Origin of the sequence: Pseudomonas sp. SWI36 (assembly GCF_002948105.1) — a bacterium.
GTDB classification, from domain to species: Bacteria; Pseudomonadota; Gammaproteobacteria; order Pseudomonadales; family Pseudomonadaceae; genus Aquipseudomonas; species Aquipseudomonas alloputida.
On the sequence record NZ_CP026675.1, the window covers coordinates 2,304,389 to 2,330,368 of the forward strand.

The following is a 25,980-nucleotide window of genomic DNA, read 5'->3' on the forward strand; positions in this document are numbered from 1 at the left end:
TGGCTCCTCCTGCTGTATTTTTTGTTCAAACCTGAACAGGTAATTGCAGCCTGCATGCCAGCCTTTTGATTTAAATAAAATCCTTATAAATCAACTAGTTAGTGATTATTAAAAAACACCGTGAGGACGTATCCTGCACGATGACGCCTGTGTGGTCGTGCGAATTGCACGATCAGCCTTCCACCTTGGTCGCGACTTTCAGCAGGTCAGCATCCACGCCCCGTACGCCGATGATCTGCCGGGCGATCTCCACGGCGATGGTTTTCTGCTCCGCGCTGACCACCTCGCCCGAGAGCCGCACCATGCCTGCTTCGCTGGCCACCTTCAGGTTCAGGCCATCGAGGTTGCGGCTGAAGCGATAGCTACTTTGGATCTTGTCGACGATCCAGCTGTCGCTTGGTTGCGGCCCGATTGGCGCGCCCGCCGGTGTTTCCCGCGCCTTGGCCATGGCGGCGGTATCGAGGCTGACCAGGTTGTTGACCAGGTACACGCCGTCGGTGGTACGCGCTACCACGCCCGCCAGCTCCTTGGCTTCGGCACTGTCGACCTTGCCACGCAACGTCACCACACCCTCGCTGCTCTGTACCTCTATAGGTGCCTTTTCGGTGGTACGGCTCCACAACAGCCGAGCACGGATCACCGCCGCCAGGGTCACGTCCTCCAGGCGCTGGGCGTAGGCACGCAGCTCCTGCGGACGCTCCACCAGTTGGGCATTGAGTTGCAGCAGGTTCTCTACCTGTTCGATGCCCCGGGTAGCACGGGCCACGTCCTCGGCCAGCTGCCGCTCGACCTCGTTCTCCACCTCACCGGAAAGCCGCGCCTGCTTGCCGTCCACTTCAACCTTGATGCGAAATGAATCAAGCATGCGGTTCAGTGACAAGGCGGTTTGCAGGGCGCCTTCCAGGCGCGCGTCCTGCACAGGGTCGGCGAATGCGGGGGTAAGGATTGGCAGCAGCGTGGCGGCCAAAACGGCTGTACGCAGGGAAAAGGGCATGAAAGCGCCTCCTTCGTGGGCAAAATCTGAAAATCATCGCAACCAATGTGCCAGCGCGTGTCTCTAAGCAAATCATTGAAGAATCACGGCTTGTAGACATCGTTTGGCCACTGGCTAGCATGCAAAGGACAGAATCCTTCAGAATTGACCATGCAACTTGCCCGATTTTTCCCACACTAAATAAAGATCTTTCCCTAAGGAGCACAGGAAATGGAATCAGCCCAGGACAACCAAGGCCGAATTCTGCTGGTGGATGACGAGTCCGCGATCCTGCGCACGTTCCGTTACTGCCTGGAAGACGAGGGCTACAGCGTGGCCACGGCCAACAGCGCCGCCCAGGCAGAAACCCTGCTGCAGCGCCAGGTGTTCGACCTATGCTTCCTCGATTTGCGCCTGGGGGAAGACAACGGCCTCGACGTGCTGGCACAGATGCGTATCCAGGCCCCGTGGATGCGGGTGGTGATCGTCACCGCGCACTCGGCGATCGACACCGCAGTAGATGCCATCCAGGCCGGCGCTGCCGACTACTTGGTCAAGCCATGCAGCCCCGACCAGTTGCGCCTGGCCACTGCCAAGCAACTGGAGGTGCGCCAGCTTTCTGCACGCCTGGAAGCGCTGGAAGGTGAAATACGCAAACCCAAGGACGGCCTCGACTCCCATAGCCCGGCCATGATGGCGGTGCTTGAAACCGCCCGCCAAGTCGCCATCACTGACGCCAACATCCTCATCCTTGGCGAATCGGGTACCGGCAAGGGCGAGCTGGCACGGGCCATCCATGGTTGGAGCAAGCGTGCACGCAAAGCCTGCGTGACCATCAACTGCCCGTCGCTTAACGCCGAGCTGATGGAAAGCGAGCTATTCGGCCATACCCGCGGCGCCTTCACCGGCGCCAGCGAAAGCACCCTCGGGCGGGTCAGCCAGGCTGACGGGGGCACGCTATTCCTCGACGAGATCGGCGATTTCCCGCTGACCTTGCAGCCCAAACTGTTGCGTTTCATCCAGGACAAGGAATACGAACGCGTCGGCGACCCGGTTACCCGGCGTGCCGATGTACGTATCCTGGCTGCCACCAACCTCAACCTTGAAGAGATGGTGCGCGAAAGCCGCTTTCGCGAAGACCTGCTGTATCGCTTGAACGTGATTACCCTGCACCTGCCCCCGCTGCGCGAGCGCAGTGAAGACATCCTCATCCTGGCCGACCGCTTCCTCGCCCGTTTCGTCAAGGAATACTCCCGGCCCGCCCGCGGTTTCAGTGACGAGGCGCGAACCGCCCTGCTCAACTACCGCTGGCCTGGCAACATTCGCGAACTGCGCAACGTAGTGGAACGGGCCAGCATCATCTGCCCGCAGGAACGCGTGGAGATCAGCCACCTGGGCATGGGTGAACAACCCGCCGGCAGTGCCCCGCGCGTAGGTGCCGCACTTAGCCTGGATGAGCTGGAGCGTGCCCATATCGGTGCCGTACTGGCCGCCAGCGATACCCTCGACCAAGCAGCCAAGACCTTGGGCATCGATGCTTCTACCCTGTACCGCAAGCGCAAGCAGTACAACCTATGAAATGGCCGCCCATGAAGCTGCGTACGCGGCTTTTCCTCAGCATCTCGACGCTCGTCACCGTGGCGTTGCTAGGGCTGCTGCTGGGTCTGGTCAGCATGCTGCAGATGGCTACAGTGCAACAGCGACTGGTGCGCGACACCACCCATGCCCTGGAAGTGGGGCTGAAGTTGCGCCAGAACCTGGGCGAACAGATGATTCTGATTCTCGATGAAGACACCGCCCCAGAAAGCCTGCGGCTGCTGCAGGACAACTTCCAGGACCTGCTCAACCAAGGGCTGGAACAAGGCGGTGAGCGCACCGGTTTCAGCAAGGCGAGCAGCAATTACCAGGCCTTCCTCCAGACCTATCGCGACAGCGCCACACCCGCTCGCAGCATGGGTGTCGATCAGCCGCTTGGGGCCGCGTTCAATCAGGTGCGCACCGACCTCATCGATTCCCACAAGCAGGCATTGGACCTGATTACCCGTAGCGAGGAACGCACCCGTGACCGCGCATTGCTGGTCAGTGGTGTACTCGGCCTGATGGGGTTGGTGGTGTTGATACTGGGCTTTATCACCGCGCACAACATCGCCCGGCGTTTCGGCCAGCCGATCGAAGCCTTGGCCAAGGCGGCCGACCAGTTGGGCAAGGGCAATTTCGATGTGACCTTGCCGGTCGCCCAGGCCGCCGAGCTCAACCAGCTGACCCGCCGTTTTGGGCTGATGGCCGATGCCTTGCGCAAGCACCAGGCCACCAACGTCGACGAGCTGCTGGCCGGCCAGCAGCGTTTACAGGCGGTACTCGACAGCATCGACGACGGCCTGCTGATCATCGACCGCCAGGGCCGCCTCGAGCACCTCAACCCGGTGGCGCAGCGCCAGCTGGGCTGGAACGACAGCCGCGTGGGCAGCAGCCTGGTCGAAGCCCTGCAGCGACCCGAGCTTGAGCAACAACTGCGCCAGGTTCTGCGCGGGGGCAGCCTCGACCGCCCACCGGACGACCTGAACATGGAGGTCGATGAAGAATCACGTCTGCTCACCTACAGCCTGACCCCGGTCAGCCACCCGCAGGGGCCAATCCTCGGCGCGGTGATGGTGCTGCACGATGTGACCGAGCAAAGGGCCTTCGAGCGGGTACGCAGCGAATTCGTGCTGCGCGCCTCCCACGAACTGCGTACCCCGGTGACCGGCATGCACATGGCCTTTGGCCTGCTGCGCGAGCGGATCAAGTTCCCGCCCGAAGCCCGCGAGAACGACCTGCTGGAAACCATCGGCGAAGAAATGCAGCGTCTAACCCAACTGATCAACGACCTGCTCAACTTCTCCCGTTATCAGAGCGGTTTGCAAAAGCTCGAGCTGGCCCCCTGTGCCATCGACGACCTGCTGGACCACGCGCAATCGCGCTTTGCCGAACAGGCCGCGCACAAGCAGATCGAGTTGATCAAGGAACTGGACCCGCCGCTACCGCGCATCCAGGCCGACGTCGCCCAGTTGGACCGGGTGCTGGACAACCTGCTGCACAACGCCATCCGCCATACCGCCAACGGCGGGCGCATCCGCCTGCATGCCAGACGGCATGCAGAACGGGTGATCATCAGCGTCGAGGACAACGGAGAGGGCATTTCCTATGGGCAACAAGCGCGCATCTTCGAGCCTTTCGTGCAGGTAGGTCGCAAGAAAGGCGGCGCTGGGCTGGGGCTCGCGCTGTGCAAGGAAATTGTGCAGCTGCACGGAGGGCGCATGGGCGTGTTTTCGCGGCCGGGGCAGGGGACCCAGTTCTACATGGCGTTACCGGTCTGATTGCTTCAACGCGCCTACACCCGCCGCGGCAGGTGCCCACGAGTCACCAACTCGGCAAACTGCCGGGCGTTCAGCGGCCGGGCAAACAACCAGCCCTGGCCATAATTGACCCCCTCGCTGTTCAGCAGCACCGCCTGGTCCTCGAACTCGATTCCTTCGGCAATTACCCGCAGGTGCAAGTCATGGGCCATGCGGATGATATGCGGGGCCACGCCGCTACTGGCGGCATCGTGGCCCAGAGCGTCGATGAATGCCTTGTCGATCTTCAGGCAGTCCACCGGCAGGGTTTGCAGGTAGGCCAGGCTGCAATAACCGGTACCAAAGTCGTCGATCAGCACCTGGTGCCCCACGGCGCGTAGCGCCTGCAGATTGTCACGGGCGACCACCACGTCGATCAGGCCGCGCTCGGTCACCTCGAAGGCAATCTGGCTGGGCGCCACTCGATGCAAGGCCAGCAAGCGCGCCGCCACCCGGCCAATACGTGGCACCATCACATCGCAGGCCGCCAGGTTTATCGATATGTATAGCTTGGGGTGCGAGCGCAGTAGCTGTCCTAGCTGTTCAAGCACACGCTGCAGGACAAAGTCGGTGATCTGGCGAATCTGCCCGGTATTCTCCGCCAGCGGAATGAAAAGGTCCGGGCTGGTCAGGGTGCCGTCCGGGCGGCGCCAGCGCACCAAGGCCTCGGCGCCCACACAGCGCCGGCTGTCGAGCTCGATGATTGGCTGGTAGAGCACCTGCAGCTCTCCACGACGCAAGGCATTCTGTAACTCTGAACTCATCGACCGTCGTTGCAGAATCAACTGCAGAACCAACCAACCGATGCAGCAGGCCGCCAGCACGCTACCGGGGAACAGCAACCAGAGCATGCCGTTCATCTTCAACGGCAGACTGGCCCTCGGGGCAATCAGCACCAACTGGTAATCCGGCGACTTGGTCGGCATTCGGTAGATCAGCCGATCACTGAGTTCCAGCAGCGACTTGTGGCTGGTCGACCAGGCCGAGGGTGGTGGCCATACCTGTGGCGGGCCAAGCACCGGAATGGCCCGGGCGCCGTTGTCCAGCACCACCACCAGGCTGCCACCTGGGGGCAGGTCCACCACATCGGTCAAATGCCCACGGGAGGTGGAAACCAGAAACTTGCCCCGGCCCAGCATCAGTGCTGCCAGGTTCTCGTTCGGCTCGGTGGTGGTGTTAAGCCAGTAGCTGTACGTTGGCCCCTGGATATCTGGCGCCCGCAAGGGAACGAACGCTCGCTCATCACCGCGGTTGGAGCAGGCAACATTGCCATCTACATAAGCCGCTTCATAGATGAACCGCGAGTTCAGGCCAACCTGCTGCAAGGCTGCCAGCATTGCCGGGCTGCAGCCGCGCAAGGGTTGGGCCTGCAGCAGGTCGACCCCTTCGCGCAATTGGCCGAACACCTGTTCGAGCCGTTCCAGAAAACGCTCGCCCTGGGCATTCATCTGTTCGCTTTCGCTTTGCTTCATTTGTTGCAAGGCAATGCCGATGCTGGCAGAGAGCAACACCGCGGCGCTGGCCAGCGCTGCCAAAGTGGCCAGCATCCAGGGACGGTAAAAAATTTGGCGCAGCAAGGCGATGAAGGCTGACATCGAAGGCATCCAGTTGATAACCAAGGTATAGCAACGGAATCAATAATCACCCTCACCGTTTGGCGCTTCGCTGCAATCCACCCACGCGCTTTGTAGAAACAACCTTGTGGCTGCGATGAGACCGTTAAGTCGATACAACTGCGTCGACCCAACTCGCCTATTCGCAGCGCAAGGCTTGCAACAAGGACCCCGCCCGCCGTGACTCAACGCATGCGGTTAAGTACCTGCAGCATCGCTGCTGTCTGCGCATCCGGCATACCGTCGAAGCGCTGCGGGCGGAAGCGCATCTGGAAGGCGGCGATCACATGACGTGTGGCGACATCCAGCACGCCGGTCTGCTCGATCTGATAGCCAAACCGTGCCAGCTCCTGCTGGTACCAGCCAACGCTTGGCGGGTTGACGCTGAAGTAGGCTTGCTGCCGTGCCACGGCGTTGGCATCCGGCCAGATACCCAGCCCGGCGTCGGCCAGGCGCTTCCACGGGAACAATGGCCCCGGGTCCAGCTTGCGCAGCGGGGCGATGTCACTGTGGCCGATGATATGGCGTGGTTCGATGTTGTTGCGTTTGACAATGTCCTTGAGCAGCGCGATCAGCGACTGGATCTGCGCCTCGCTGTAAGGGTGCCAGACCCGGCCGTTCGGGGTGTCGGTGAAGCCTGGGTTGACGATCTCGATACCAATGGACGAGGAGTTCAGCCAGGTACGCCCCTGCCACTGGCTCTCACCGGCATGCCAGGCGCGACGGTTTTCATCTACCAGCTGATACACCGTAGCCGGGCCATCGCCGATCAGGTAATGGCTGCTGACTTCACCATGGGTAAGCAGCGCCAGGGAGCGCTCCAGCGAAGCATTGGTGTAATGCAGGACAACGAACTGGATGCGGTTGTCCTGATTGGCCGAAGGGTGACTGCGGTCGATGCGCAGGCCCGTCGAGCAACCGGCGACAGACAACAGCAAAAAGGAAATCAGGGTTTTTTTAAGCGTGGAAAGCACGTCAGTGGCCTCAGCGTATGAGCGCTACAGTATAACGTGCTCACCTGCGCTGTGCCTGCCGGACAGCGGCTGGCTAACCATGCTCGACGCGATTACGCCCCAGCTCCTTTGCCCGGTACAGCGCTGCATCGGCCCGTTTGAGCACCTGGTCGCTGCGTTCGCCAGAACGGAATGCACCCAGGCCGATGGAGGTGGTGATCACCACCCGTTCTCCCTTGAAGTGGAATGGGCAGGCTTCGACTGTGGCACGCAACACCTCGGCCACTTGCGCAGCGACTGCGGGCGTAGTCTGCGGCAGCAGCAAGACGAATTCCTCGCCGCCAAAACGGGCGATGAAATCCCGGCCCCGCAGACGCTTGCGCAACTGGTCGGCCACGATCTTGAGGACCTTGTCCCCAGCCAGATGACCATAGTTGTCGTTGATGCGTTTGAAATGGTCCAGGTCAAGAATCGCCATCGCCAGATGGCCGCCGTTTTCCTGCCAGTCAAGCATTTCGCGTTCGACTCGCTCGCTCCAGGCCGCACGGTTGGGCAGGCCGGTGAGCGGGTCCAGCAGGGCTTTCTGGCGCTGTTCTTCCAGATGCTCGCGATAGCCAAGCGCCTCATGCTCCATGCTCGCCACCCGCTCCGACAAGCCTTGCAGGCGACCGGCCAGTTCCTGCTCGCGGCGATCACGCTCGTGCTTGTGCTCGTCCATCGTCACCAGCAAGCCTTCCAGGCGGTTTTCCAGAATGTGCTTGAGGCTGTCTACATCGGCGGCACCTTGCACGCTGCTCTGCAGGCCGTCGACGTGCTCACGCAGTTGGCTATCCAGCTCGCGGGCAGCGGTGCTGTTGTCCGCGTGGCCGGCGCTGGCCTCGTGCAGGTGGCTCTGGAAACCTTCCAGGCGTTCATTGAGCTGCTGCAGGTAGGTTTCGAATTCGTGCTGACCGCTGTCGGTGATCGCCAGCATGAGTACTGCCAAGTCATCCAGCACCGGGATCAGTTCGTACCAGTTCAAGCCGCGAGCAACCCGCTCGCGCATTTCCTGCGCCTGAGCCTTGTGTCGCTCGGGCAGGCTGAGGTCATCGAGCAGACCGATCAGGGTCTGCTCGATGTGCGCGGCAACCTGGCTGTAAGGCGGCTCCACTGCGTAGGGCAGGGCATAGGGGCCGTCTTCACCAAAGGTTTCTTCAAGGGCTTGTAAGGGTTCTGCCTCAGCCAACGGCTCGCTGGCGGAAACTTCAGCTTCCGGCAATGGCGCCTTGTCCCTTGGCAACGGGGCTGGCGGCATTTCGGCCGTTTCGATCAGCGCCGGGCCAAATGCCTCCAGCTCAAGCTCGGGCGCTTCGGCCACCTCGGCAGTCGGAGCAGCAGGAGCCGGCAACGGTTGTAGCGCATCGACGTCATCGTGCCGCGAGGGCTCGGCACTGCCGGCTGCCTGGGGTACAACCTCGGCAGCAGGTAACGCTACCGGCGCAAGCTCTGCTCCTGCCTGTGCATCTTCCTCGCGGCTTCCAAACAACCGCTGCAGAAAACCGGGTCGGGCTTCTTCACTCGGCTTGCCAAGGGCCGACAGCGCGCGCCCCTGCAAGCCGCTCAACTCGCCCAACAGCGGCGGCAGCTCGCGTGACTGGGCAACCCCGCCCTCGAGCTTCTTCGCCAGTTTTTTCAATGGCCGCGAGATATCGCTGGGCAGGGGCAGGCCTTGCAGTTGGCCAACCAGTGCGGTCAGCGCATCGCTGACCTGGTTCATGCGGGTTTCGCGACGCTGTTCGGAATCCAGTACCGCTTTCTCAAGGCGCGGAATCAAGCCAGCGAGGCCGGCGTCCATATTGTCGCTGCGAATGACATCGCGCATTTCCTTCATGCACTCGTCTACCACCTTGTCACTGCCTTCAGCAGCCAGGGTGCTGCGCACCAGGCCTCGGCGCAGCAGGTCAAGACGGGCATCCCAACGGCGCTCGAGCTTTTCTTGCTGCTCGATGCTTTTAAGGTATTTTTCTTTCCAGCGCTCAGCGTCTTCAGTCATGCCCGGGTCCGCAAACGGTGATGGCAATTAGCTCAAAACCGGCAGCGTATCCACAGTCAATGCATCAGGCAATCGAATCTCGACAGCAACGGGAAGGTGGTCCGAAATTGGCTGCGCCAGCACCTCGACACGCTCCAGCGTGAGGCTTGAACTGAGCAGAATATGATCGAGGCAACGCTGCGGTCGCCAGCTGGGGAAGGTGGCCTCGACTTGTGGGGCGACCAGGCCCAAATCGCGCAGCGGCGAATGCTCCAGCAGGTCAGTGGCATGGGTGTTCATGTCACCCATCAGCACCTGGTGACGGTAACCGCCTATCAGCTCGCGGATATAACCCAGCTGCAGGGCCCGGGTCTTGGCCCCCAATGCCAGGTGCATCATCACCACTATCAGCGCATCTTCGCCTTCGCCAAACCGCACCAGAATCGCACCACGCCCGGCCGGGCCAGGCAACGGATGGTCTTCGAGCAGTTGCGGCTTCAGGCGGCTGAGCACACCGTTGCTGTGCTGGGCAAAACGCCCAAGGTTGCGGTTGAGCTGCTGGTACCAGTAGGGGAAGGCCCCCAAGTGGGCCAGGTGTTCGACCTGGTTGACGTAGCCCGAGCGCAGGCTGCCACCATCGGCTTCCTGCAGGGCCACCAGGTCGAAGTCGCCCAGCAGCCTGCCGATCTTCTGCAGGTTACCGGCACGCCCGTTATGCGGCAGCAGGTGCTGCCAGCTACGCGTCAGGTAATGGCGGTAGCGCTCGGTGCTGATGCCCACCTGGATGTTGAAACTGAGCAGCCGCAGACGGCCATCCTCGGGCAGGCCCGGGGCCTGCAGGTGATGCTCGTTGACCTGCGGCTCGTGCAGGCCAATGCCACGCGTAGCTCTGAAGCGGGGCATGGGTGACGCCGCCTACTTGGCAGCGCGCTCCTTGTCGATCAGCTGGTCGGCGACATTCAGCACGCCTTCCGGTCCGCCAGCAGTCCCCAGGTCGAAGCGGTACTTGCCGTTGACGACCAGGCTCGGTACGCCGGTGATCTCATACTTCTTCGCCAATTCCTTGGCCTGTTTGACCTGGCCCTTGATGGCGAACGAGTCGAAGGTGGCGAGGAACTTGTCCTTGTCCACACCTTGAGTGGCGAGGAAGTCGGCCATCTCGTTCTTGTCGGTCAGGCGCTTGTGCTGGTTCTGGATGGCATCGAACACCGCGGCATGAACCTTGTGCTCGACGCCCATGGCTTCGAGGGTCAGGAACATCTGGCCGTGTGCATCCCACGGGCCACCGAACATGGCCGGTACGCGCTTGAAGTTGACGTCCTTCGGCAGCTTTTCAGCCCAAGGGTTGATGGTCGGCTCGAAATGGTAGCAGTGTGGGCAGCCGTACCAGAACAGCTCGACGACTTCGATCTTGCCAGGCACGGAAACCGGAACAGGGTTGCTCAGCTCGATGTATTCCTTGCCGGCGACAGGCTCGGCAGCCTGAACGGCAGTCATACCGAATACGCTGGCGGCGACCAGCGCAGCGCTGAGAATCAGTTTACGCATGCTTTACTCCTGAGCAGTCATGGGTCGCCACGACGCGACCTGCACTGAGACAGGCCGGGAAGGGCTCGAGTTCTGTAGTGTAACGGCTGCGGACGGAAAAAAGGGCAGCCCGGCCGCCCTTTCATCATTGACCTACAACATTAACCGAAAGTTAATGCAGGCCCTGGATGTAGCTGGCCAACGCTTCGATGTCACGGTTGCTCAGCTTGCCAGCGATGGTGCGCATGGTCATGGCATCGCCATCGTTGGTGCGGTTGCCTTCGCGGAAGTCAGTGAGCTGCTTGGCCACGTACTGCGAGTGCTGCCCGCCCAGGTGCGGGAAGCCGGCCAGGGCGATACCCGCGCCGTTGGGCGAGTGGCAGCCAGTGCAGGCCGGCATGCCCTTTTCCAGGTCGCCGCCATTGAACAACGCGCGGCCGCGCTCGACCAGCTTGGGATCGGCGGCACCCACGCTGCCTTTCTGGCTGGAGAAGTAGGCGGCGATATCGGCCAGATCCTGGTCGCTGAATGCGGCCAGCATGCCGGTCATTTCCAGCACGGTACGCTTGCCCGACTTGATATCGTGAAGTTGTTTTTCGAGATAGCGCTGGCCTTGGCCGGCCAGTTTCGGGAAGTTCGGTGCCAGGCTGTTGCCGTCGGGGTTGTGGCAGGCGCCACACACGGCGGTCTTGGCCTGGCCAGCGGCGGCATCGCCTTTGATAGGTTGCGCAGCAGTGGCCGCACCAGCGACACCCAAGGTCAACAGCAGACTCACGACTAGTTTGTTCATCAGCTAATCCAACACGGCTAAGGGTGAAATGTTATGTATCGGGACTGCCGCTCATCCAAAGGATGACCAAACGGTAGTCCTCGGCACTGCAGTCCATGCACAATCCACGCGGCGGCATAGCCTTGAAACCCTGGGTCACGTGCTTCACCAGTACATCCATGCCTTGCGCCAGCCTTGGCTCCCATGCTGCCCGGTCACCCCGTCTGGGTGCCTGTGGCAACTGCCCGGTGTGACAGGCCGCACACGTGCGGTTGTACAACACCTCGGGATCCTGTGTAGCCTGTGCGCTGAAAAACGGCAGGAACATACCGACAGCAAGCAGCCATTTCGCCATGCGGAACGACCTTCAGGGTTGGGGGCCGCGCTGCGTTCTGTTGCGCGAGCTATTGTTCGACACCCCATGCCCGTTCTCCTTCGCTGGGAGAATGAGCACACAAAAACTGGGGCATTATATACTTCCGCCATCCAAACGGAAACGACACCGCTTGCCAGGCTTGGCTCTACAAAGTCAGGCAACACCCACATCGGATATCCCATGCAAGTCAAGAACCCCATCCTCGGCCTCTGCCAGAAAGCCAAATTCGCCCTCAGCGCAGCCAAGGTCGAACAATGCCCGGACGACCAGGGTTACGAGGTGGCTTTTGCCGGCCGTTCCAACGCCGGCAAATCCAGCGCCCTCAATACCCTGACCCATGCCAGCCTGGCGCGTACCTCGAAGACTCCCGGGCGCACCCAGCTGTTGAATTTCTTCAGTCTGGACGATGAACGGCGTTTGGTCGACCTGCCGGGCTATGGTTATGCAAAAGTCCCGATTCCGCTCAAGCAGCACTGGCAGAAACACCTGGAAGCCTACCTGGGCAGCCGTGAGTGCCTGCGTGGCGTGATCCTGATGATGGACGTGCGTCACCCGATGACCGACTTCGACAAGATGATGCTCGACTGGGCCAAGGCCAGCAGCATGCCGATGCACATCCTGCTGACCAAGGCCGACAAGCTGACCCACGGCGCGGGCAAGAACACATTGCTGAAAGTGCAGTCGGAAATCCGCAAGGGCTGGGGGGATGGCGTGACCATCCAGCTGTTCTCGGCACCCAAGCGCCTGGGCGTGGAAGACGCCTACCGAGTGCTGGCGGACTGGATGGAACTGGAAGACAAGCCGGTCGTTTAGTGGTTTGCGCCTGACCCGGGTTTACCCGCGAAAGGGCCGGGCCTGCTCTCCACCCGCCGTTCACAGTTGCCGCCTCTACCGTATTCGCGGGTAAACCCGCTCCTACACCTGATCGGGGTTGGACACGCTTTGGTGATTGGGCGCAGGCCCTTGTAGGAGCGGGTTTACCCGCGAATGCGATGTCGAATTCACCGCTGCATTCGCGGGTAAACCCGCTCCTACGGGGGGCTCAGTACAAGCCATCCGGCAAATTCCGGGCAAAAAAAACCCCGGACTTCGTATGGGGAGGGGGAAGTTCGGGGTCCAAGTCCGGACCGCTAGGGCGGGGTCCAGATATCTGCCAACACTTAACACAACATAGGAGCATCGAAGGGCTTCACCAGCCATTCAGTTACTCTGAGTTCCGCTTCACCGGTTTAGTTCCGAAGCCCATAAAACTATTTGCGATAGTTTCATGAAACTTAAGCACCCCCGGCACTGAGCGGTGCTCGGATCCGCGTCACTACGTCGCAGATCCTACACAGTTTTACCTGCTCAATCAGTGAGCTTCGTCCCAATTCGCACCAACGCCTGCTTCGACAAGCAGCGGCACATCCAGCTGCGCGGCCTGGCTCATGTGCTGGCGAATTTCATCTTTCACCTGCTGCACCAGGTCCTCGCGTACTTCAAGCACCAGTTCGTCGTGCACCTGCAGGATCACCCGGGCATCCAGCCCGCTCTCGCTCAACCAGTTATCTACCTTGACCATGGCCCGCTTGATGATGTCGGCAGCAGTACCCTGCATCGGGGCGTTGATCGCCGTGCGCTCGGCGCCCTTGCGCAGGGCAGGGTTCTTGGCATTGATGTCTGGCAAGTACAGCCGGCGGCCAAACAGGGTTTCGACAAAGCCTTGCTCGGCCGCCTGGGCGCGGGTGCGCTCCATGTAGGCCAGCACGCCTGGGTAGCGGGCAAAGTAGCGGTCGATGTAGTCCTGTGACTGCTTGCGGTCGACGCCGATCTGCTTGGCCAGGCCAAAGGCGCTCATGCCGTAGATCAAGCCGAAGTTGATGGCCTTGGCGCTGCGGCGCTGGTCGGTGGTCACGTCTTCCAGGGCCACACCGAACACTTCGGCTGCTGTGGCGCGGTGCACGTCCAGGTCATTGCGGAAGGCATGCAGCAAGCCTTCGTCCTTGGCCAGGTGGGCCATGATGCGCAGCTCGATCTGTGAATAGTCCGCCGCCAGAAGCTTGTAGCCCGGACTGGCGATGAACGCCTGGCGGATACGCCGCCCTTCAGCGGTGCGGATCGGGATGTTCTGCAAGTTCGGGTCGCTCGACGACAACCGGCCGGTGGCCGCCACGGCCTGCTGGTAGGACGTGTGGATACGCCCGGTGCGCGGGTTGATCTGCCCCGGTAACTTGTCGGTGTAGGTGCTCTTGAGCTTGCTCAGGCTGCGGTACTGCATCAGCACCTCTGGCAGCGGGTAGCCTTGCAAGGCCAGTTCGTCGAGCACTGCTTCGGCGGTGGATGGCTGGCCCTTGGCGGTCTTGCTCAACACCGGCATGCCCAGCTTGTCGTAAAGGATCGTGCCCAGCTGCTTGGGCGAGCCGAGGTTGAACGTCTCACCGGCGAGCTCGTAGGCACGCAGCTCCAGCTCAGCCATCTTCACGCCCAGCTCACCGCTCTGTACTTTCAACAGCTCGGCATCGACCAACGCACCCTGGCGCTCGATCCTGGCCAGCACCGGCACCAGCGGCATCTCGATATCCATCAGCACCGGTTGCACGCTCGGCGTCTGTGCCAGGCGGGCCTGCAATGCATGGTGCAGGCGCAGCGTGATGTCGGCGTCTTCGGCGGCGTACGGGCCGGCCTTGTCCAGGGTGATCTGGTTGAAGGTAAGCTGCTTGGCACCCTTGCCGGCGATGTCCTCGAAGGCGATCGTGGTGTGGTCGAGGTACTTCTGCGCCAGGCTGTCCATGTCATGACGGGTGGCGGTGGAGTTAAGCACGTACGATTCGAGCATGGTGTCGTAGGCCACGCCGCGCATCTCGATGGCTGGGGAGCCATTGGCGAGGATGTTGATGTCGTACTTGGCGTTCTGCCCGACCTTGGCCTTGGCCGGGTCCTCCAGCAGTGGCTTCAGCGCCAGCAGCACGGCCTCGCGGTCCAGCTGGGTCGGCGCGCCTTCGTAATCGTGGGCCAGCGGCACATAGGCCGCTTCATGCGGCTCGACTGCGAAGGACAGGCCGACCAACTGCGCCTGCTGGGCGTCCAGGCCGGTGGTCTCGGTGTCGAAGGCGAACAGCGGTGCCTGGCGCAGCTTCTCCAGCCAGGCGTCGAAACGGGCCTGGTCGAGAATGGTTTCGTATTTGGGCTCGACCTTGGCCGCAGGCTCCACGGCCGAGGCAACATCATCACCGGCCTTGGCCGCATCGCGCTGCACTTCGGCGACCCAGCTCTTGAACTCCATCTCGGTGTACAACGCCAGCAACGCCTCGCGGTCAGGTTCACCGCACACCAGCGCCTCGACCTCCACATCCAGCGGCACGTCAACCTTGATGGTGGCCAGCTCGTAGGACAGGAATGCCGCGTCGCGGTGCTCCTCCAGTTTGGCCGGCAAGGTCTTGGCGCCGCGAATGGCCAGCGTTGGCACCTTGTCCAGGTTGGCGTAAAGGTCGCTGAGACCGCCGCCGATGCCGGTCAGCAGCCCCACTGCCGTTTTTTCGCCCACGCCCGGCACACCCGGGATGTTGTCGACCTTGTCACCCATCAGGGCCAGGAAGTCGATGATGTGTTCCGGGCCGACGCCGAACTTCTCGTGCACGCCAGCCACGTCCAGCACGCTTCCGGTCATGGTGTTGACCAAGGTAATGTGCCCGTCCACCAGCTGCGCCATGTCCTTGTCACCGGTCGAGATGATCACCGGGCGACCCAGGGCGGCGCTGCTGCGCGCCAAGGTGCCGATCACGTCGTCAGCCTCGACACCCTCCACGCACAGCAGCGGGTAGCCCAACGCCTTGACGCTGGCGTGCAGCGGCTCGATCTGTACCCGCAGGTCATCCGGCATGCTGGGGCGGTTAGCCTTGTACTCGGCGAACATGGCATCGCGGAAAGTGCCGCCCTTGGCGTCGAACACCACGGCAAACAGGCTGTCGGGATATTGCTTGCGCAGGCTCTTGAGCATGTTCAGCACACCCTTCACCGCGCCGGTCGGCATGCCCTTGGAGGTGGTCAGCGGTGGCAGCGCGTGGAAGGCGCGATAAAGGTAGGAGGAACCGTCCACCAGGACGAGGGGCGCTTGGCTCATGAGCAGAATCAACCTTTTCGACGGGTCCGGCGCTAGAATAGCCAGAATCATTGACGACAAAGGGACTAGGTTATCATGCGCACACTCAATCGCCTGTTACTGCTCGGCCTGTTGGCAACCATGCCTGTCGTCACCCTGGCGGCGGACGACGCCCCCTCGGCCGATCCCGAGGTGACCATTCGCACGGAAGGCGATAAAACCATCCAGGAATACCGGCAGAACGGCTTCCTGTATGCGATCAAGATCACGCCGAAAAACGGCAAGCCTTATTTTCTGGTACGCGCTGATGGCACTGATGCCAATTTCATTCGATCCGACCAGCCGGACATGCTGATTCCGTCCTGGAAGATCTTCGAGTGGTAAGCTGACGCGCACCGTTCACATCAACCCGGCACTTCCCGGCGGAAGTGCCCGTATGGGCAATTTTTCATCATGTCAGTCTTCACCCCCGTGACCCGGCCTGAGCTGGAAACCTTTCTGGCGCCGTACGAGCTGGGCCGTCTGCTCGACTTCCAGGGCATTGCCGCCGGTACCGAGAACAGCAATTTCTTCGTCAGCCTCGAACAGGGGGAGTTCGTCCTGACGCTGATCGAGCGCGGGCCCAGCGAGGACATGCCGTTCTTCATCGAGCTGCTCGATACCCTGCACGGTGCCGACATGCCGGTGCCCTATGCCATTCGTGATCGCGACGGCAACGGCCTGCGCGAGCTGTGCGGCAAGCCGGCATTGCTGCAGCCCAGGCTGTCGGGCAAACACATCAAGGCACCCAACAACCAGCACTGCGCCCAGGTCGGCGAACTACTGGCACACATTCACCTGGCCACCCGCGAGCACATCATCGAGCGCCGCACCGACCGCGGCCTGGACTGGATGCTGGCCTCGGGTGCCGAGCTACTGCCACGCCTGACTGCGGAGCAAGCCGCATTGCTGCAGCCAGCGCTGGATGAAATCAGCGCACACAAGGCGCAGATCCTGGCCTTGCCGCGGGCCAACCTGCATGCCGACCTGTTCCGCGACAACGTGATGTTCGAAGGCACCCACCTGACCGGTGTGATCGACTTCTACAATGCCTGCTCCGGGCCGATGCTGTATGACATCGCCATCACCGTGAACGACTGGTGCCTGGATGAGCAGGGCGCGGTGGATGTACCACGCGCCCAGGCGCTGCTGGCAGCTTATGCGGCGCTACGGCCGTTCACTGCAGCCGAAGCCGAGCTGTGGCCGGAAATGTTGCGGGTAGGCTGCGTGCGTTTCTGGCTGTCGCGCCTGATTGCGGCCGAGTCGTTCGCCGGGATGGATGTGATGATCCACGATCCGAGCGAGTTCGAAGTGCGTCTGGCGCAGCGCCAGCAGGTGGCTTTGCACCTGCCGTTCGCGCTGTAGACCGCGTCTGCTTCTTCGCGGGCACGCCCGCTCCCACAGGTACAATGACAAACTCAAGGTTTGAGTTTATCCCTGTGGGAGCGGGCGTGCCCGCGAAGGGGCCGGTACAGGCTTACAACTGCTCCAGGCAGCCTGCCAGGTCACCGCCCAGCTTCTCCAGCAAGCGCTCATACCCTTTGCCATCCACCGGATCGGTGCCACCCAAGGCATCCAGCTCGGCAAGGCGTACCGGCAACCCGGCAGTCAGGGTCTCGGCCAATCGCGGCCGCAGTGGCGGCTCGCTGAACACGCAGGTCTTGCCCACTTCCTGAAGACGCTTGCGCATGGCCGCCACATGTTGCGCCCCAGGCTGCACCTCGGATGCCACGCTGAACACGCCCGCGTGCTTCAAGCCATATTCAGCTTCAAAATAGTCGAAGGCTTCGTGGAAGACGAAGTACGGCTTGCCGGCAATACCGGTCACGCGCGCCTTGATACGCCCATCCAACGCATCCAGGCGTTCATCGAAGGCCTTCAGGTTGCTCTGATAGCGAGCCGCATTGGCCGGGTCGACCTGGGCCAGGTCAGCTGCCATTTTTGCCGCGATTACTCGCGCATTGACCGACGATAGCCACAAATGCGCATCCAGGCTGCCTGGGCGGTGATCGTGGTCATGATCGTCGTGGTCTGCTTCCTCATGGGAATGGCTGTCCTCGCCAAAGTGGCGCAGCTTCATGCCCGGCAACGACTGCACAGCCACTGTGGCCTTGCTGCGGCTTCCCAGCACACGCGCAAGGAAGTTCTCCATGTCCGGGCCGATCCAGTACAGCAGGTCGGCATCGCCTACCCGCCGCACGTCGGAGGGACGCAGCGCATAGTGGTGGGGTGAAGCGCCGGGCGGCAGCAGCACGTCAGGGCTGCCAACACCCTCCTGCACGGCAGCGGCAATCTGCTGCAGGGGCTTGATGCTGGTGAGCACACGCACGTCGGCCTGCGCGGATAATGCGATGAAAGCGACAAACAGAGCCAGGAATCGGGACACGGTGGATACTCGAATCTTCAGAAACAGGTAACATAATAACGTCTCTGTCCAGAACCGTCGCTGCCCATGTCCATCACACCGCTGGCCAACCGTCCTCACGACCACTCCCATTGCGTACACAGCGCACTGGCTGAAGCCGACACCTTGTGCACCCGCCAGGGCCTGCGCCTGACAGCCCTGCGCCGCCGTGTGCTGGAGCTGGTGTGGCAGAGCCACAAGCCACTGGGCGCCTACGACATCCTCGCTGTGCTCAGTGAGCAGGACGGCCGCCGCGCCGCGCCGCCCACGGTGTACCGCGCGCTGGACTTCCTGCTGGAAAACGGCCTGGTACATCGCATCGCATCGCTGAACGCCTTCATCGGCTGCAGCCACCCCGAGCACGTGCACCAAGGCCAGTTCCTGATCTGCCGGGCTTGCCATGTGGCCATCGAACTCGAGCAGAGCAGCATCAGCGAGGCCATCATCAACAGCGCCAAAGGCGTGGGTTTCACGGTCGAGACCCAGACCGTGGAAGTGGTCGGCCTGTGCGGTAACTGCCGGAGCGCGGCATGAGCGACGCCCTGATTCGCCTGGATCAGGTCGGCGTCACCTTTGGCGGCGAGGCGGTGCTCGACAGCATCGACCTGTCGGTCGCCCCAGGCCAGATCGTCACCCTGATTGGCCCCAACGGGGCGGGCAAGACGACCCTGGTGCGCGCCGTACTTGGCCTGCTCAAGCCACATCGCGGCAAGGTATGGCGCAAGCCCAAGCTGCGCATTGGCTACATGCCGCAGAAGATTCAAGTTGATGCCACACTGCCGCTGTCGGTGCTGCGCTTCCTGCGCCTGGTGCCCGGCGTAGACCGCGCGGCAGCCTTGTCGGCGCTGCAGGAAGTGGGCGCCGAGCAGGTCATCGACAGCCCGATCCAGACTATTTCCGGCGGCGAAATGCAACGCGTGCTGCTGGCCCGCGCCTTGCTGCGCGAACCCCAGTTGCTGGTGCTCGACGAACCGGTACAAGGTGTGGACGTGGTCGGCCAGACCGAGCTTTACAACCTCATCACCCGCCTGCGCGACCGCCACGGCTGCGGCGTGCTGATGGTGTCCCACGACCTGCACCTGGTAATGAGCGCCACCGACCAGGTGGTGTGCCTGAACCGCCACGTGTGCTGCTCGGGCCACCCTGAGCAAGTCAGCGGTGACCCGGCGTTCGTCGAGCTGTTCGGCAAGACCGCACCGAGCCTGGCCATCTACCACCACCATCACGACCACAGCCATGACCTGCATGGCTCGGTGGTCGCCCCTGGCACCCATGTTCACGGAGAGCACTGCAAGCATGGCTGATTTTCTTCTCTACGCCTTGCTTGCCGGCTTGTCCCTGGCACTGGTTGCAGGCCCACTGGGCTCTTTCGTGGTATGGCGGCGCATGGCCTATTTTGGCGACACCCTGTCTCACGCCGCGCTGCTCGGTGTGGCCTTGGGCTTTGCCCTGGATGTCAGCCCGGCACTGGCGGTAACCGTGGGCTGCCTGTTGCTGGCGATCCTGCTGGTGACATTGCAGCAACGCCAGCCGCTGGCCTCAGACACCCTCCTGGGTATCCTGGCCCCCAGCACCTTGTCGCTGGGCCTGGTGGTGCTGAGCTTCATGCACGATGTGCGCATCGACCTGATGGCTTACCTGTTCGGCGATCTGCTGGCCATCAGCACCACCGACCTGGCCTGGATCCTCGGTGGCAGTGCACTGGTCCTGCTGCTGCTCGCTGCGCTGTGGCGGCCGCTGCTGGCGGTTACCGTGCACGAAGAACTGGCCATGGTTGAAGGCCTGCCCGTGGCCGGCTTGCGCATGGCGCTGATGCTGCTGATCGCGGTGGTGATTGCGGTTGCCATGAAAATCGTTGGCGTGTTGCTGATTACCTCACTGCTGATCATTCCTGCCGCTGCGGCACAGCGCCACGCCCGCTCACCAGAGCAGATGGCCCTGGGTGCCAGCCTGCTGGGTGTCACCGCGGTGTGCGGCGGCCTGGCCATGTCCTGGTTCAAAGACACCCCCGCCGGGCCCTCGATCGTGGTCTGCGCCGCAGTGCTATTCTTGCTGAGCCTGGCCCTGCCAAAACGCTGAAAAGCAAGGCGTGTGCAGGCACGCCTTGCAACCTTCGGCCCGTAAAGGGTCTGTAAGGCCTATTTTCGAGCGTGCGCACCTGGGTGTAGACTTGCTCGCTTTTTGCGCAAATAGAGAGTCGCAGGAATGAAGCCGTTCGCCTCCCGTTATCTGCTTGTTGCCGCGTTTTCCCTGATCCTGGCTGCCTGTTCCAATGCGCCGGTCGAACAGGCCACCGCACCTGCTCAAGCAGATGCCTGGCAGCAGTTGCAACAGAACATCGCCAGCAACGAGCTGGCTACCGCCGAAGACCAGCTTGCAGCACTGCAGGCCCAGTCGCCGGATGATGCACGCCTGGAGCAATACCAGCGCCAACTGGCCGAAGCTTACCTGCAACGTAGCCAGATCGTCCTGCAGAAGGGCGATGTGAACGCGGCAGCTACCGCGCTGGCCCGTGCCCGGGCCCTGATGCCGCAGGCGCCAGCGGTGACCGGCGGGGATGCCGTGACCCAGGCCCGCAAGGCCGAGCTGGAAAAGGCTGAAGCGGCGCTGAAAGCCGCCGAGGCCAAGCCCGAGGCACGCATCATCGACCCGACAGCGCCAAGTACCGTGGTGGCCTTGAAGACCACTGACAGCCGTGCGCTGCGCCGCCAACTGGACGACATTGCCGCCGATGTGGTGAGTTACCAGTGTGAGGTGGTATTCCAGGTACCGCGCACCGAGGATGCGCCTTGGCTGAAGACTTTGCTGGAAAAGCGCGTGCGCAAGATTGACAGTGGGTTTGAGCTGAAGCAGAAGCATCAGATCCAGCGCTCGCTGCCGGCGCAGGTGGTGCTGGTCCCGCATCAGCAGTAAAAGCTTCGCGGGTAAACCCGCTCCTACACGGCCGATGCAGGAGCGGGTTTACCCGCGAAGCGGCGTTATCAGGCAGGAACAGCTTCAGCCGCCGCCTCCCGCTCCCACACCCGGTGGCCTTCTACCGCTTTGACAAAGGCATCCACTGCCTTCTGCTCATCCCCGAGCAACAGCCCCTTGTCCTCCTTGAGCCCCAACGCTTTCGCCAATTCCTTGGTCAGCACCAGCGCCTTCAGGTGCTTGTAACCCTCCAGCACGAAGTGCTTGGCCAATCCGCTAGCCGCCAGCGCATCCGTAGAGGCCTTGCCCGCTGGCACGACAATCCCGTCGAACATGATCGAAGGCATCCCCTCCATCGACGCCGCTACCGGCAGTTGCTTGCCATCCGCCGCCTTCACCGGCGCCGAGGTCGGCCCCAAAAGCATCGGCCGGGCACTGTGCGCTTCCAGGGCCTTGACCAGTTTGTCCACGCTGGCAGCGTCCACGCCATCTGCCACCAGCACAGCAATCTTGCGCCCCTTGATACCCACCGAACCTGGGTGGTTCATCTGGCTCAACGCAGGCGATTGCGCCAGCTGGCTACCCTTCACCTTCACCGTACCCGCTTTCGGCGCAGGAAGGCCCAGGTTGGCCGCAACTGCCGCTGCCAGCTTCAGGTCGATGTTGGCGAGAATTTCATTCACTTCCCGGGCGCGGATATGTTCACGCTCCACTTTGCCCAACTCGAAGCTGTAAGCCTTGATGATGTGCTGTTGCTCGGTCGGGCTCATGCTCTGGAAGAACAGCCGAGCCTGCGAGAAGTGATCGCCGAACGACTCACTGCGCTGGCGAATCTTGTGCGCATCGATACGCTCCTGATAGCTCTCGAAGCCGCCGTCTTGCGCCGCAGGCGGGGTTTCCTTCGGCCAGCCGCCGTCAATCGAGTTGGGCTCATAGGAAGCCCGGCCCTTGTGCACGACGTGCTGGTGCAGCGCATCACGCTGGTTGTTATGGTTCGGCGCTACCGGCCGGTTGATCGGGATCTGGTGGAAGTTCGGCCCACCCAGGCGGCTGATCTGGGTATCGGTATACGAGAACAGCCGGCCCTGCAGCAGCGGGTCGTTGGTAAAGTCGATACCTGGCACGATATGGCCTGGGCAGAACGCCACCTGTTCGACCTCGGCAAAGAAATTGTCCGGGTTGCGGTTGAGCACCATCTTGCCCAGCGGCGTGACGGGTACCAGTTCCTCCGGGATGATCTTGGTCGGGTCCAACAGGTCGAAGTCGAATTTGTGTTCGTCAGCCTCAGGCACAATCTGCACGCCCAGCTCCCATTCCGGGTAGTCACCGGTTTCGATGGCTTCCCATAGGTCACGGCGCTGGAAGTCGGTGTCCTTGCCCGCCAGTTTCTGGGCTTCGTCCCACAGCAGGGAATGCACGCCCTGGCGTGGTTTCCAATGAAACTTGACGAAGCTGGCCACGCCCTCGGCATTGATCAGGCGGAAGGTATGCACGCCAAAGCCTTCCATCATTCGAAGGCTGCGCGGGATGGCGCGGTCAGACATGGCCCACATGACCATATGAGCCGACTCCGGCACCAGCGAGACGAAATCCCAGAAAGTGTCATGAGCCGAACCGCCGGTCGGTATCTCGTTGTGGGGCTCTGGCTTCACCGCGTGGACAAAGTCGGGGAACTTGATGGCATCCTGGATGAAGAACACCGGCATGTTGTTGCCGACCAAGTCGAAATTGCCTTCATCTGTATAGAACTTGACAGCAAAGCCCCGCACATCTCGCACCGTATCGCCCGAACCGCGTGGGCCCTGAACCGTCGAGAAGCGGACAAAAACCGGGGTGATCTTTTCCGGATCTTGCAGGAAGCCGGCCTTGGTCAGCTCGGCGTGGTTGCCATAGCTCTGGAAGAACCCGTGTGCCCCGGTACCGCGGGCGTGCACGATGCGCTCGGGGATACGCTCATGGTCGAAGTGGGTGATTTTCTCGCGCATGATGAAGTCTTCAAGCAGCGAAGGTCCGCGATCACCCGCCTTGAGGGAGTTCTGGTTGTCAGCAATGCGCACGCCTTGGTTGGTCCGCAGCGCCTGCCCGGTCGCATCGCTGCGGTCGGCCTCCAGGCTCTGCAGCTTGGCATTGGTGTTGGCCCTGTCAGGGGTCTGGGTACCGGCGGCCTCGCTGTGCTTGGGCGCATCCGTTTTCTTGCTGGGCATGATCGGCTCTCCTCATCAGTCTTAAGGCGTGCCCGTTCAGGGCTTGTCCAAGTAGTGACTGGAGGGCGTTGCCGAGCGTTCAATCAGGATTACCGGTTGTCGCGATATGCCCGATGGATTGGTGCATGACGAAATAAATGCTAAGAACAGCTATGGGAAAAGGCTAAAATGCGCGACCCCAGCTAACCGCTGACCCAAATTTCAATGCGCCCCACAAGGTTCGCTACGTGATCGAGTTCCAACAGGTACATAAAACCTACCGCGTTGCCGGTAGGGAAATCCCCGCACTGAATCCGACCAGCCTGACCATCGAAGATGGCCAGGTGTTCGGCCTGATCGGCCATTCCGGCGCTGGCAAAAGCACCATGCTGCGCCTGATCAACCGCCTGGAAGAACCTTCCGGCGGCACGATCATCGTCGACGGCGAAGACGTCACCGCGTTCAATGCCAGCCAGTTGCGCGGCTTCCGCCAGCAGGTCGGGATGATTTTCCAGCACTTCAACCTGCTGGCCTCCAAGACCGTCGCCGACAACGTCGCCCTGCCACTGGCCCTGGCCGGTGAGCTGTCGCGCAGCGAAATCGACAAGCGCGTCACCGAGCTACTGGCTCGCGTTGGCCTGTCGGACCACGCCAAAAAGTACCCGGCGCAGCTGTCCGGCGGCCAGAAGCAGCGCGTCGGCATCGCCCGCGCCCTGTCCACCAACCCGAAGATCCTGCTATGCGACGAGGCCACCAGTGCCCTCGACCCGCAAACCACGGCCTCGGTCCTGCAACTGCTGGCCGAGATCAACCGTGAACTGAAGCTGACCATCGTGCTGATCACTCACGAGATGGACGTGATCCGCCGTGTCTGCGACCGCGTGGCAGTGATGGACGCCGGTCAGATCGTCGAGCAAGGCTCGGTGGCTGAGGTGTTTCTGCACCCGCAGCACCCCACCACCAAGCGCTTCGTCCAGGAAGACGAGCAGGTCGACGAAGGCGAGCAGCGCGACGACTTTGCCCACGTGCCAGGCCGCATCGTACGCCTGACCTTCCAGGGCGACGCCACCTACGCGCCGCTGCTGGGCACCGTGGCCCGCGAAACCGGTGTGGACTACAGCATCCTCGCCGGGCGTATCGACCGCATCAAGGATGTCCCCTATGGCCAGCTCACTCTCGCCCTGATCGGCGGAGACATGGAAGCGGCGTTCGCCCGCTTCAAGGCAGCTGACGTACATATGGAGGTACTGCGTTGATGGACGCCCTGAATTTCTTTGCCAACGTCGACTGGGCCGAAATCTGGCTGGCCACCGTCGATACCATGATCATGCTGTTCGGCTCGCTGTTCTTCACCGTGCTGCTGGGCCTGCCACTGGGCGTGCTGCTGTTCCTCTGCGGGCCAAAGCAGATGTTCGAACAGAAGGGCGTCTATGCGCTGCTGTCGCTGGTGGTCAACATCCTGCGCTCGCTGCCATTCATCATTTTGCTGATCGTGATGATCCCGTTCACCGTGCTGATCACCGGTACCTCGCTGGGCGTTGCAGGCGCCATCCCGCCGCTGGTGGTGGGTGCCACGCCGTTCTTTGCGCGCCTGGTTGAAACCGCCTTGCGTGAAGTGGACCGCGGCATCATCGAAGCCACCCAGTCGATGGGCGCCACCACCCGCCAGATCATCACCAGTGCGCTGCTGCCGGAGGCCCGTCCGGGCATCTTCGCGGCCATAACGGTAACCGCCATCACCCTGGTTTCTTACACTGCCATGGCCGGTGTGGTGGGTGCCGGGGGCCTTGGTGACCTGGCTATCCGCTTCGGTTACCAGCGTTTCCAGACCGATGTGATGGTAGTGACCGTGGTACTGCTGCTGGTACTGGTTCAAGTCCTGCAGAGCGTGGGCGACAAACTGGTCGTGCATTTTTCCCGTAAATAACCCCAATGGGGTCGGCCTGGCCGACCCGTTCGGGGGCCGTCGCGGCCCTCACAAGGAGTGATCAATGAAGAAGCTGCTTGCTGTCGCTGCCGCTGTCGCGGCCTTCTCGGCCCAGGCCGATACCCTTACCGTCGCCGCCACCCCGGTGCCGCACGCCGAGATCCTCAACTTCGTCAAACCACAGCTGGCGAAAGAAGGCGTAGAGCTGAAGGTCAAGGAATTCACCGACTACATCCAGCCGAACGTGCAGGTGGCGGAAAAGCGCCTGGACGCCAACTTCTTCCAGCACCAGCCTTACCTGGATGAATTCAACAAGGCCAAGGGCACCAGCCTGGTGAGCGTGGCCGGCGTGCACATCGAGCCACTGGGCGTGTATTCGACCAAGATCAAGAAACTGGACGAGCTGTCCTCCGGCGCCACCGTGGTCATCCCCAACGACGCCACCAACGGCGGCCGCGCCTTGCTGCTGCTGGACAAGGCTGGCGTGATCAAGCTCAAGGACAACAAGAACATCCTGTCGACCGTGAAGGATGTGGCCGAAAACCCGAAAAACGTGAAGTTCCGTGAGCTGGAAGCCGCCACCATCCCGCGCGTGCTGACCCAGGTAGATGCTGCCCTGATCAACACCAACTACGCGCTGGAAGCCAAGCTGAACCCGGAAAAAGACGCGCTGGCCATCGAGGGCAGCGACTCGCCTTACGTGAACATCCTGGTTGCCCGCCCGGACAACAAGGACTCGGACGACATGAAGAAACTGGCGGCTGCACTGCACTCGCCTGCGGTGAAGCAGTTCATCATCGAGAAGTACAAAGGCGCTGTGGTTCCGGCGTTCTGATCCAA

Annotated in this window: 23 protein-coding genes; 12 read left to right on the forward strand and 11 right to left on the reverse strand. The window is 62.0% G+C overall.

The window, feature by feature from the left end; all coding sequences use genetic code 11:
• Positions 1 to 172: 172 nt before the first annotated feature.
• Positions 173 to 994 carry a BON domain-containing protein gene (locus C4Q27_RS11060; protein WP_064490883.1) on the reverse strand — a complete coding sequence of 274 codons (822 nt, stop codon included), beginning with the start codon at positions 992 to 994 and terminating at the stop codon, positions 173 to 175.
• Positions 995 to 1,204: 210 nt separating this feature from the next.
• Between C4Q27_RS11060 and algB the strand changes: the two genes are divergently transcribed.
• Positions 1,205 to 2,551 carry a sigma-54-dependent response regulator transcription factor AlgB gene (gene algB, locus C4Q27_RS11065; protein WP_010951528.1) on the forward strand — a complete coding sequence of 449 codons (1,347 nt, stop codon included), beginning with the start codon at positions 1,205 to 1,207 and terminating at the stop codon, positions 2,549 to 2,551.
• The gene (locus C4Q27_RS11070) at positions 2,548 to 4,329 is read left to right on the forward strand and encodes a KinB sensor domain-containing domain (RefSeq protein ID WP_064490884.1); all 1,782 of its coding nucleotides are present in this window, start codon (positions 2,548 to 2,550) and stop codon (positions 4,327 to 4,329) included. The genes algB and C4Q27_RS11070 overlap by 4 nt, the downstream gene beginning before the upstream one ends.
• Before the next feature lie 14 nt (positions 4,330 to 4,343).
• Here the strand turns inward: C4Q27_RS11070 and C4Q27_RS11075 are convergent, their stop codons facing one another.
• The 7 genes from C4Q27_RS11075 to C4Q27_RS11105 form a co-directional block, all read right to left on the reverse strand.
• Complete coding sequence (locus tag C4Q27_RS11075) at positions 4,344 to 5,942, reverse strand: EAL domain-containing protein (RefSeq protein ID WP_019437393.1); 1,599 nt, start codon at positions 5,940 to 5,942, stop codon at positions 4,344 to 4,346.
• 203 nt (positions 5,943 to 6,145) lie between these two features.
• Positions 6,146 to 6,934 (reverse strand): N-acetylmuramoyl-L-alanine amidase, encoded by a 789-nt coding sequence (locus C4Q27_RS11080; protein WP_020191154.1) that lies wholly within the window; start codon positions 6,932 to 6,934, stop codon positions 6,146 to 6,148.
• Positions 6,935 to 7,007: 73 nt separating this feature from the next.
• Positions 7,008 to 8,945 carry a GGDEF domain-containing protein gene (locus C4Q27_RS11085; protein ID WP_064490885.1) on the reverse strand — a complete coding sequence of 646 codons (1,938 nt, stop codon included), beginning with the start codon at positions 8,943 to 8,945 and terminating at the stop codon, positions 7,008 to 7,010.
• Between the two features lie 27 nt (positions 8,946 to 8,972).
• Positions 8,973 to 9,827 carry an endonuclease/exonuclease/phosphatase family protein gene (locus tag C4Q27_RS11090; protein ID WP_003252985.1) on the reverse strand — a complete coding sequence of 285 codons (855 nt, stop codon included), beginning with the start codon at positions 9,825 to 9,827 and terminating at the stop codon, positions 8,973 to 8,975.
• A gap of 12 nt (positions 9,828 to 9,839) precedes the next feature.
• Complete coding sequence (gene dsbA, locus C4Q27_RS11095; protein ID WP_010951523.1) at positions 9,840 to 10,472, reverse strand: thiol:disulfide interchange protein DsbA; 633 nt, start codon at positions 10,470 to 10,472, stop codon at positions 9,840 to 9,842.
• 151 nt (positions 10,473 to 10,623) lie between these two features.
• Positions 10,624 to 11,241, reverse strand: coding sequence for a cytochrome c (locus C4Q27_RS11100; RefSeq protein ID WP_020191157.1), 618 nt, complete (start codon positions 11,239 to 11,241; stop codon positions 10,624 to 10,626).
• A gap of 31 nt (positions 11,242 to 11,272) precedes the next feature.
• Complete coding sequence (locus tag C4Q27_RS11105) at positions 11,273 to 11,575, reverse strand: cytochrome c5 family protein (protein WP_003252992.1); 303 nt, start codon at positions 11,573 to 11,575, stop codon at positions 11,273 to 11,275.
• 201 nt (positions 11,576 to 11,776) lie between these two features.
• Between C4Q27_RS11105 and yihA the strand changes: the two genes are divergently transcribed.
• Positions 11,777 to 12,409, forward strand: coding sequence for a ribosome biogenesis GTP-binding protein YihA/YsxC (gene yihA, locus C4Q27_RS11110; RefSeq protein ID WP_010951522.1), 633 nt, complete (start codon positions 11,777 to 11,779; stop codon positions 12,407 to 12,409).
• A gap of 538 nt (positions 12,410 to 12,947) precedes the next feature.
• Here yihA and polA read toward each other — a convergent pair.
• Positions 12,948 to 15,695, reverse strand: coding sequence for a DNA polymerase I (gene polA, locus C4Q27_RS11115; RefSeq protein ID WP_104886836.1), 2,748 nt, complete (start codon positions 15,693 to 15,695; stop codon positions 12,948 to 12,950).
• 75 nt (positions 15,696 to 15,770) lie between these two features.
• Between polA and C4Q27_RS11120 the strand changes: the two genes are divergently transcribed.
• Both C4Q27_RS11120 and C4Q27_RS11125 read left to right on the forward strand, forming a co-directional pair.
• Positions 15,771 to 16,058, forward strand: a complete 288-nt coding sequence (locus tag C4Q27_RS11120; protein ID WP_010951520.1) for a DUF2782 domain-containing protein — start codon at positions 15,771 to 15,773, stop codon at positions 16,056 to 16,058.
• Positions 16,059 to 16,127: 69 nt separating this feature from the next.
• Positions 16,128 to 17,078, forward strand: a complete 951-nt coding sequence (locus C4Q27_RS11125) for a homoserine kinase (RefSeq protein ID WP_003252998.1) — start codon at positions 16,128 to 16,130, stop codon at positions 17,076 to 17,078.
• Positions 17,079 to 17,190: 112 nt separating this feature from the next.
• Here C4Q27_RS11125 and C4Q27_RS11130 read toward each other — a convergent pair whose 3' ends face one another.
• Positions 17,191 to 18,099 (reverse strand): zinc ABC transporter substrate-binding protein, encoded by a 909-nt coding sequence (locus tag C4Q27_RS11130; RefSeq protein ID WP_104886837.1) that lies wholly within the window; start codon positions 18,097 to 18,099, stop codon positions 17,191 to 17,193.
• 66 nt (positions 18,100 to 18,165) lie between these two features.
• On the opposite strand from C4Q27_RS11130, the gene zur reads away from it, so the two are divergent.
• The 4 genes from zur (at position 18,166) to C4Q27_RS11150 (ending at position 21,030) form a co-directional block, all read left to right on the forward strand.
• Positions 18,166 to 18,651, forward strand: a complete 486-nt coding sequence (zur, locus tag C4Q27_RS11135) for a zinc uptake transcriptional repressor Zur (RefSeq protein WP_020191160.1) — start codon at positions 18,166 to 18,168, stop codon at positions 18,649 to 18,651.
• The gene (znuC, locus tag C4Q27_RS11140) at positions 18,648 to 19,421 is read left to right on the forward strand and encodes a zinc ABC transporter ATP-binding protein ZnuC (RefSeq protein ID WP_010951517.1); all 774 of its coding nucleotides are present in this window, start codon (positions 18,648 to 18,650) and stop codon (positions 19,419 to 19,421) included. The genes zur and znuC overlap by 4 nt, the downstream gene beginning before the upstream one ends.
• Entirely contained in the window at positions 19,414 to 20,196 is a 783-nt protein-coding gene (gene znuB / locus C4Q27_RS11145; protein ID WP_003253007.1) for a zinc ABC transporter permease subunit ZnuB, read from the forward strand. Before znuC ends, znuB begins: the two co-directional genes overlap by 8 nt.
• A gap of 126 nt (positions 20,197 to 20,322) precedes the next feature.
• Entirely contained in the window at positions 20,323 to 21,030 is a 708-nt protein-coding gene (locus tag C4Q27_RS11150) for a PA5502 family lipoprotein (RefSeq protein ID WP_010951515.1), read from the forward strand.
• Between the two features lie 68 nt (positions 21,031 to 21,098).
• Here C4Q27_RS11150 and katE read toward each other — a convergent pair whose 3' ends face one another.
• Positions 21,099 to 23,234: a catalase HPII gene (katE, locus tag C4Q27_RS11155; RefSeq protein WP_064490888.1), complete on the reverse strand. Its 2,136-nt coding sequence runs from the start codon at positions 23,232 to 23,234 to the stop codon at positions 21,099 to 21,101.
• Between the two features lie 227 nt (positions 23,235 to 23,461).
• Between katE and C4Q27_RS11160 the strand changes: the two genes are divergently transcribed.
• The 3 genes from C4Q27_RS11160 to C4Q27_RS11170 all read left to right on the forward strand — a co-directional run bounded on the left by C4Q27_RS11160 (position 23,462) and on the right by C4Q27_RS11170 (position 25,975).
• Positions 23,462 to 24,469, forward strand: coding sequence for a methionine ABC transporter ATP-binding protein (locus tag C4Q27_RS11160; protein ID WP_003253013.1), 1,008 nt, complete (start codon positions 23,462 to 23,464; stop codon positions 24,467 to 24,469).
• Positions 24,469 to 25,140 carry a methionine ABC transporter permease gene (locus C4Q27_RS11165; protein WP_010951513.1) on the forward strand — a complete coding sequence of 224 codons (672 nt, stop codon included), beginning with the start codon at positions 24,469 to 24,471 and terminating at the stop codon, positions 25,138 to 25,140. The genes C4Q27_RS11160 and C4Q27_RS11165 overlap by 1 nt, the downstream gene beginning before the upstream one ends.
• 64 nt (positions 25,141 to 25,204) lie before the next feature.
• Positions 25,205 to 25,975 carry a MetQ/NlpA family ABC transporter substrate-binding protein gene (locus C4Q27_RS11170; protein WP_064490889.1) on the forward strand — a complete coding sequence of 257 codons (771 nt, stop codon included), beginning with the start codon at positions 25,205 to 25,207 and terminating at the stop codon, positions 25,973 to 25,975.
• Positions 25,976 to 25,980 lie beyond the last annotated feature (5 nt).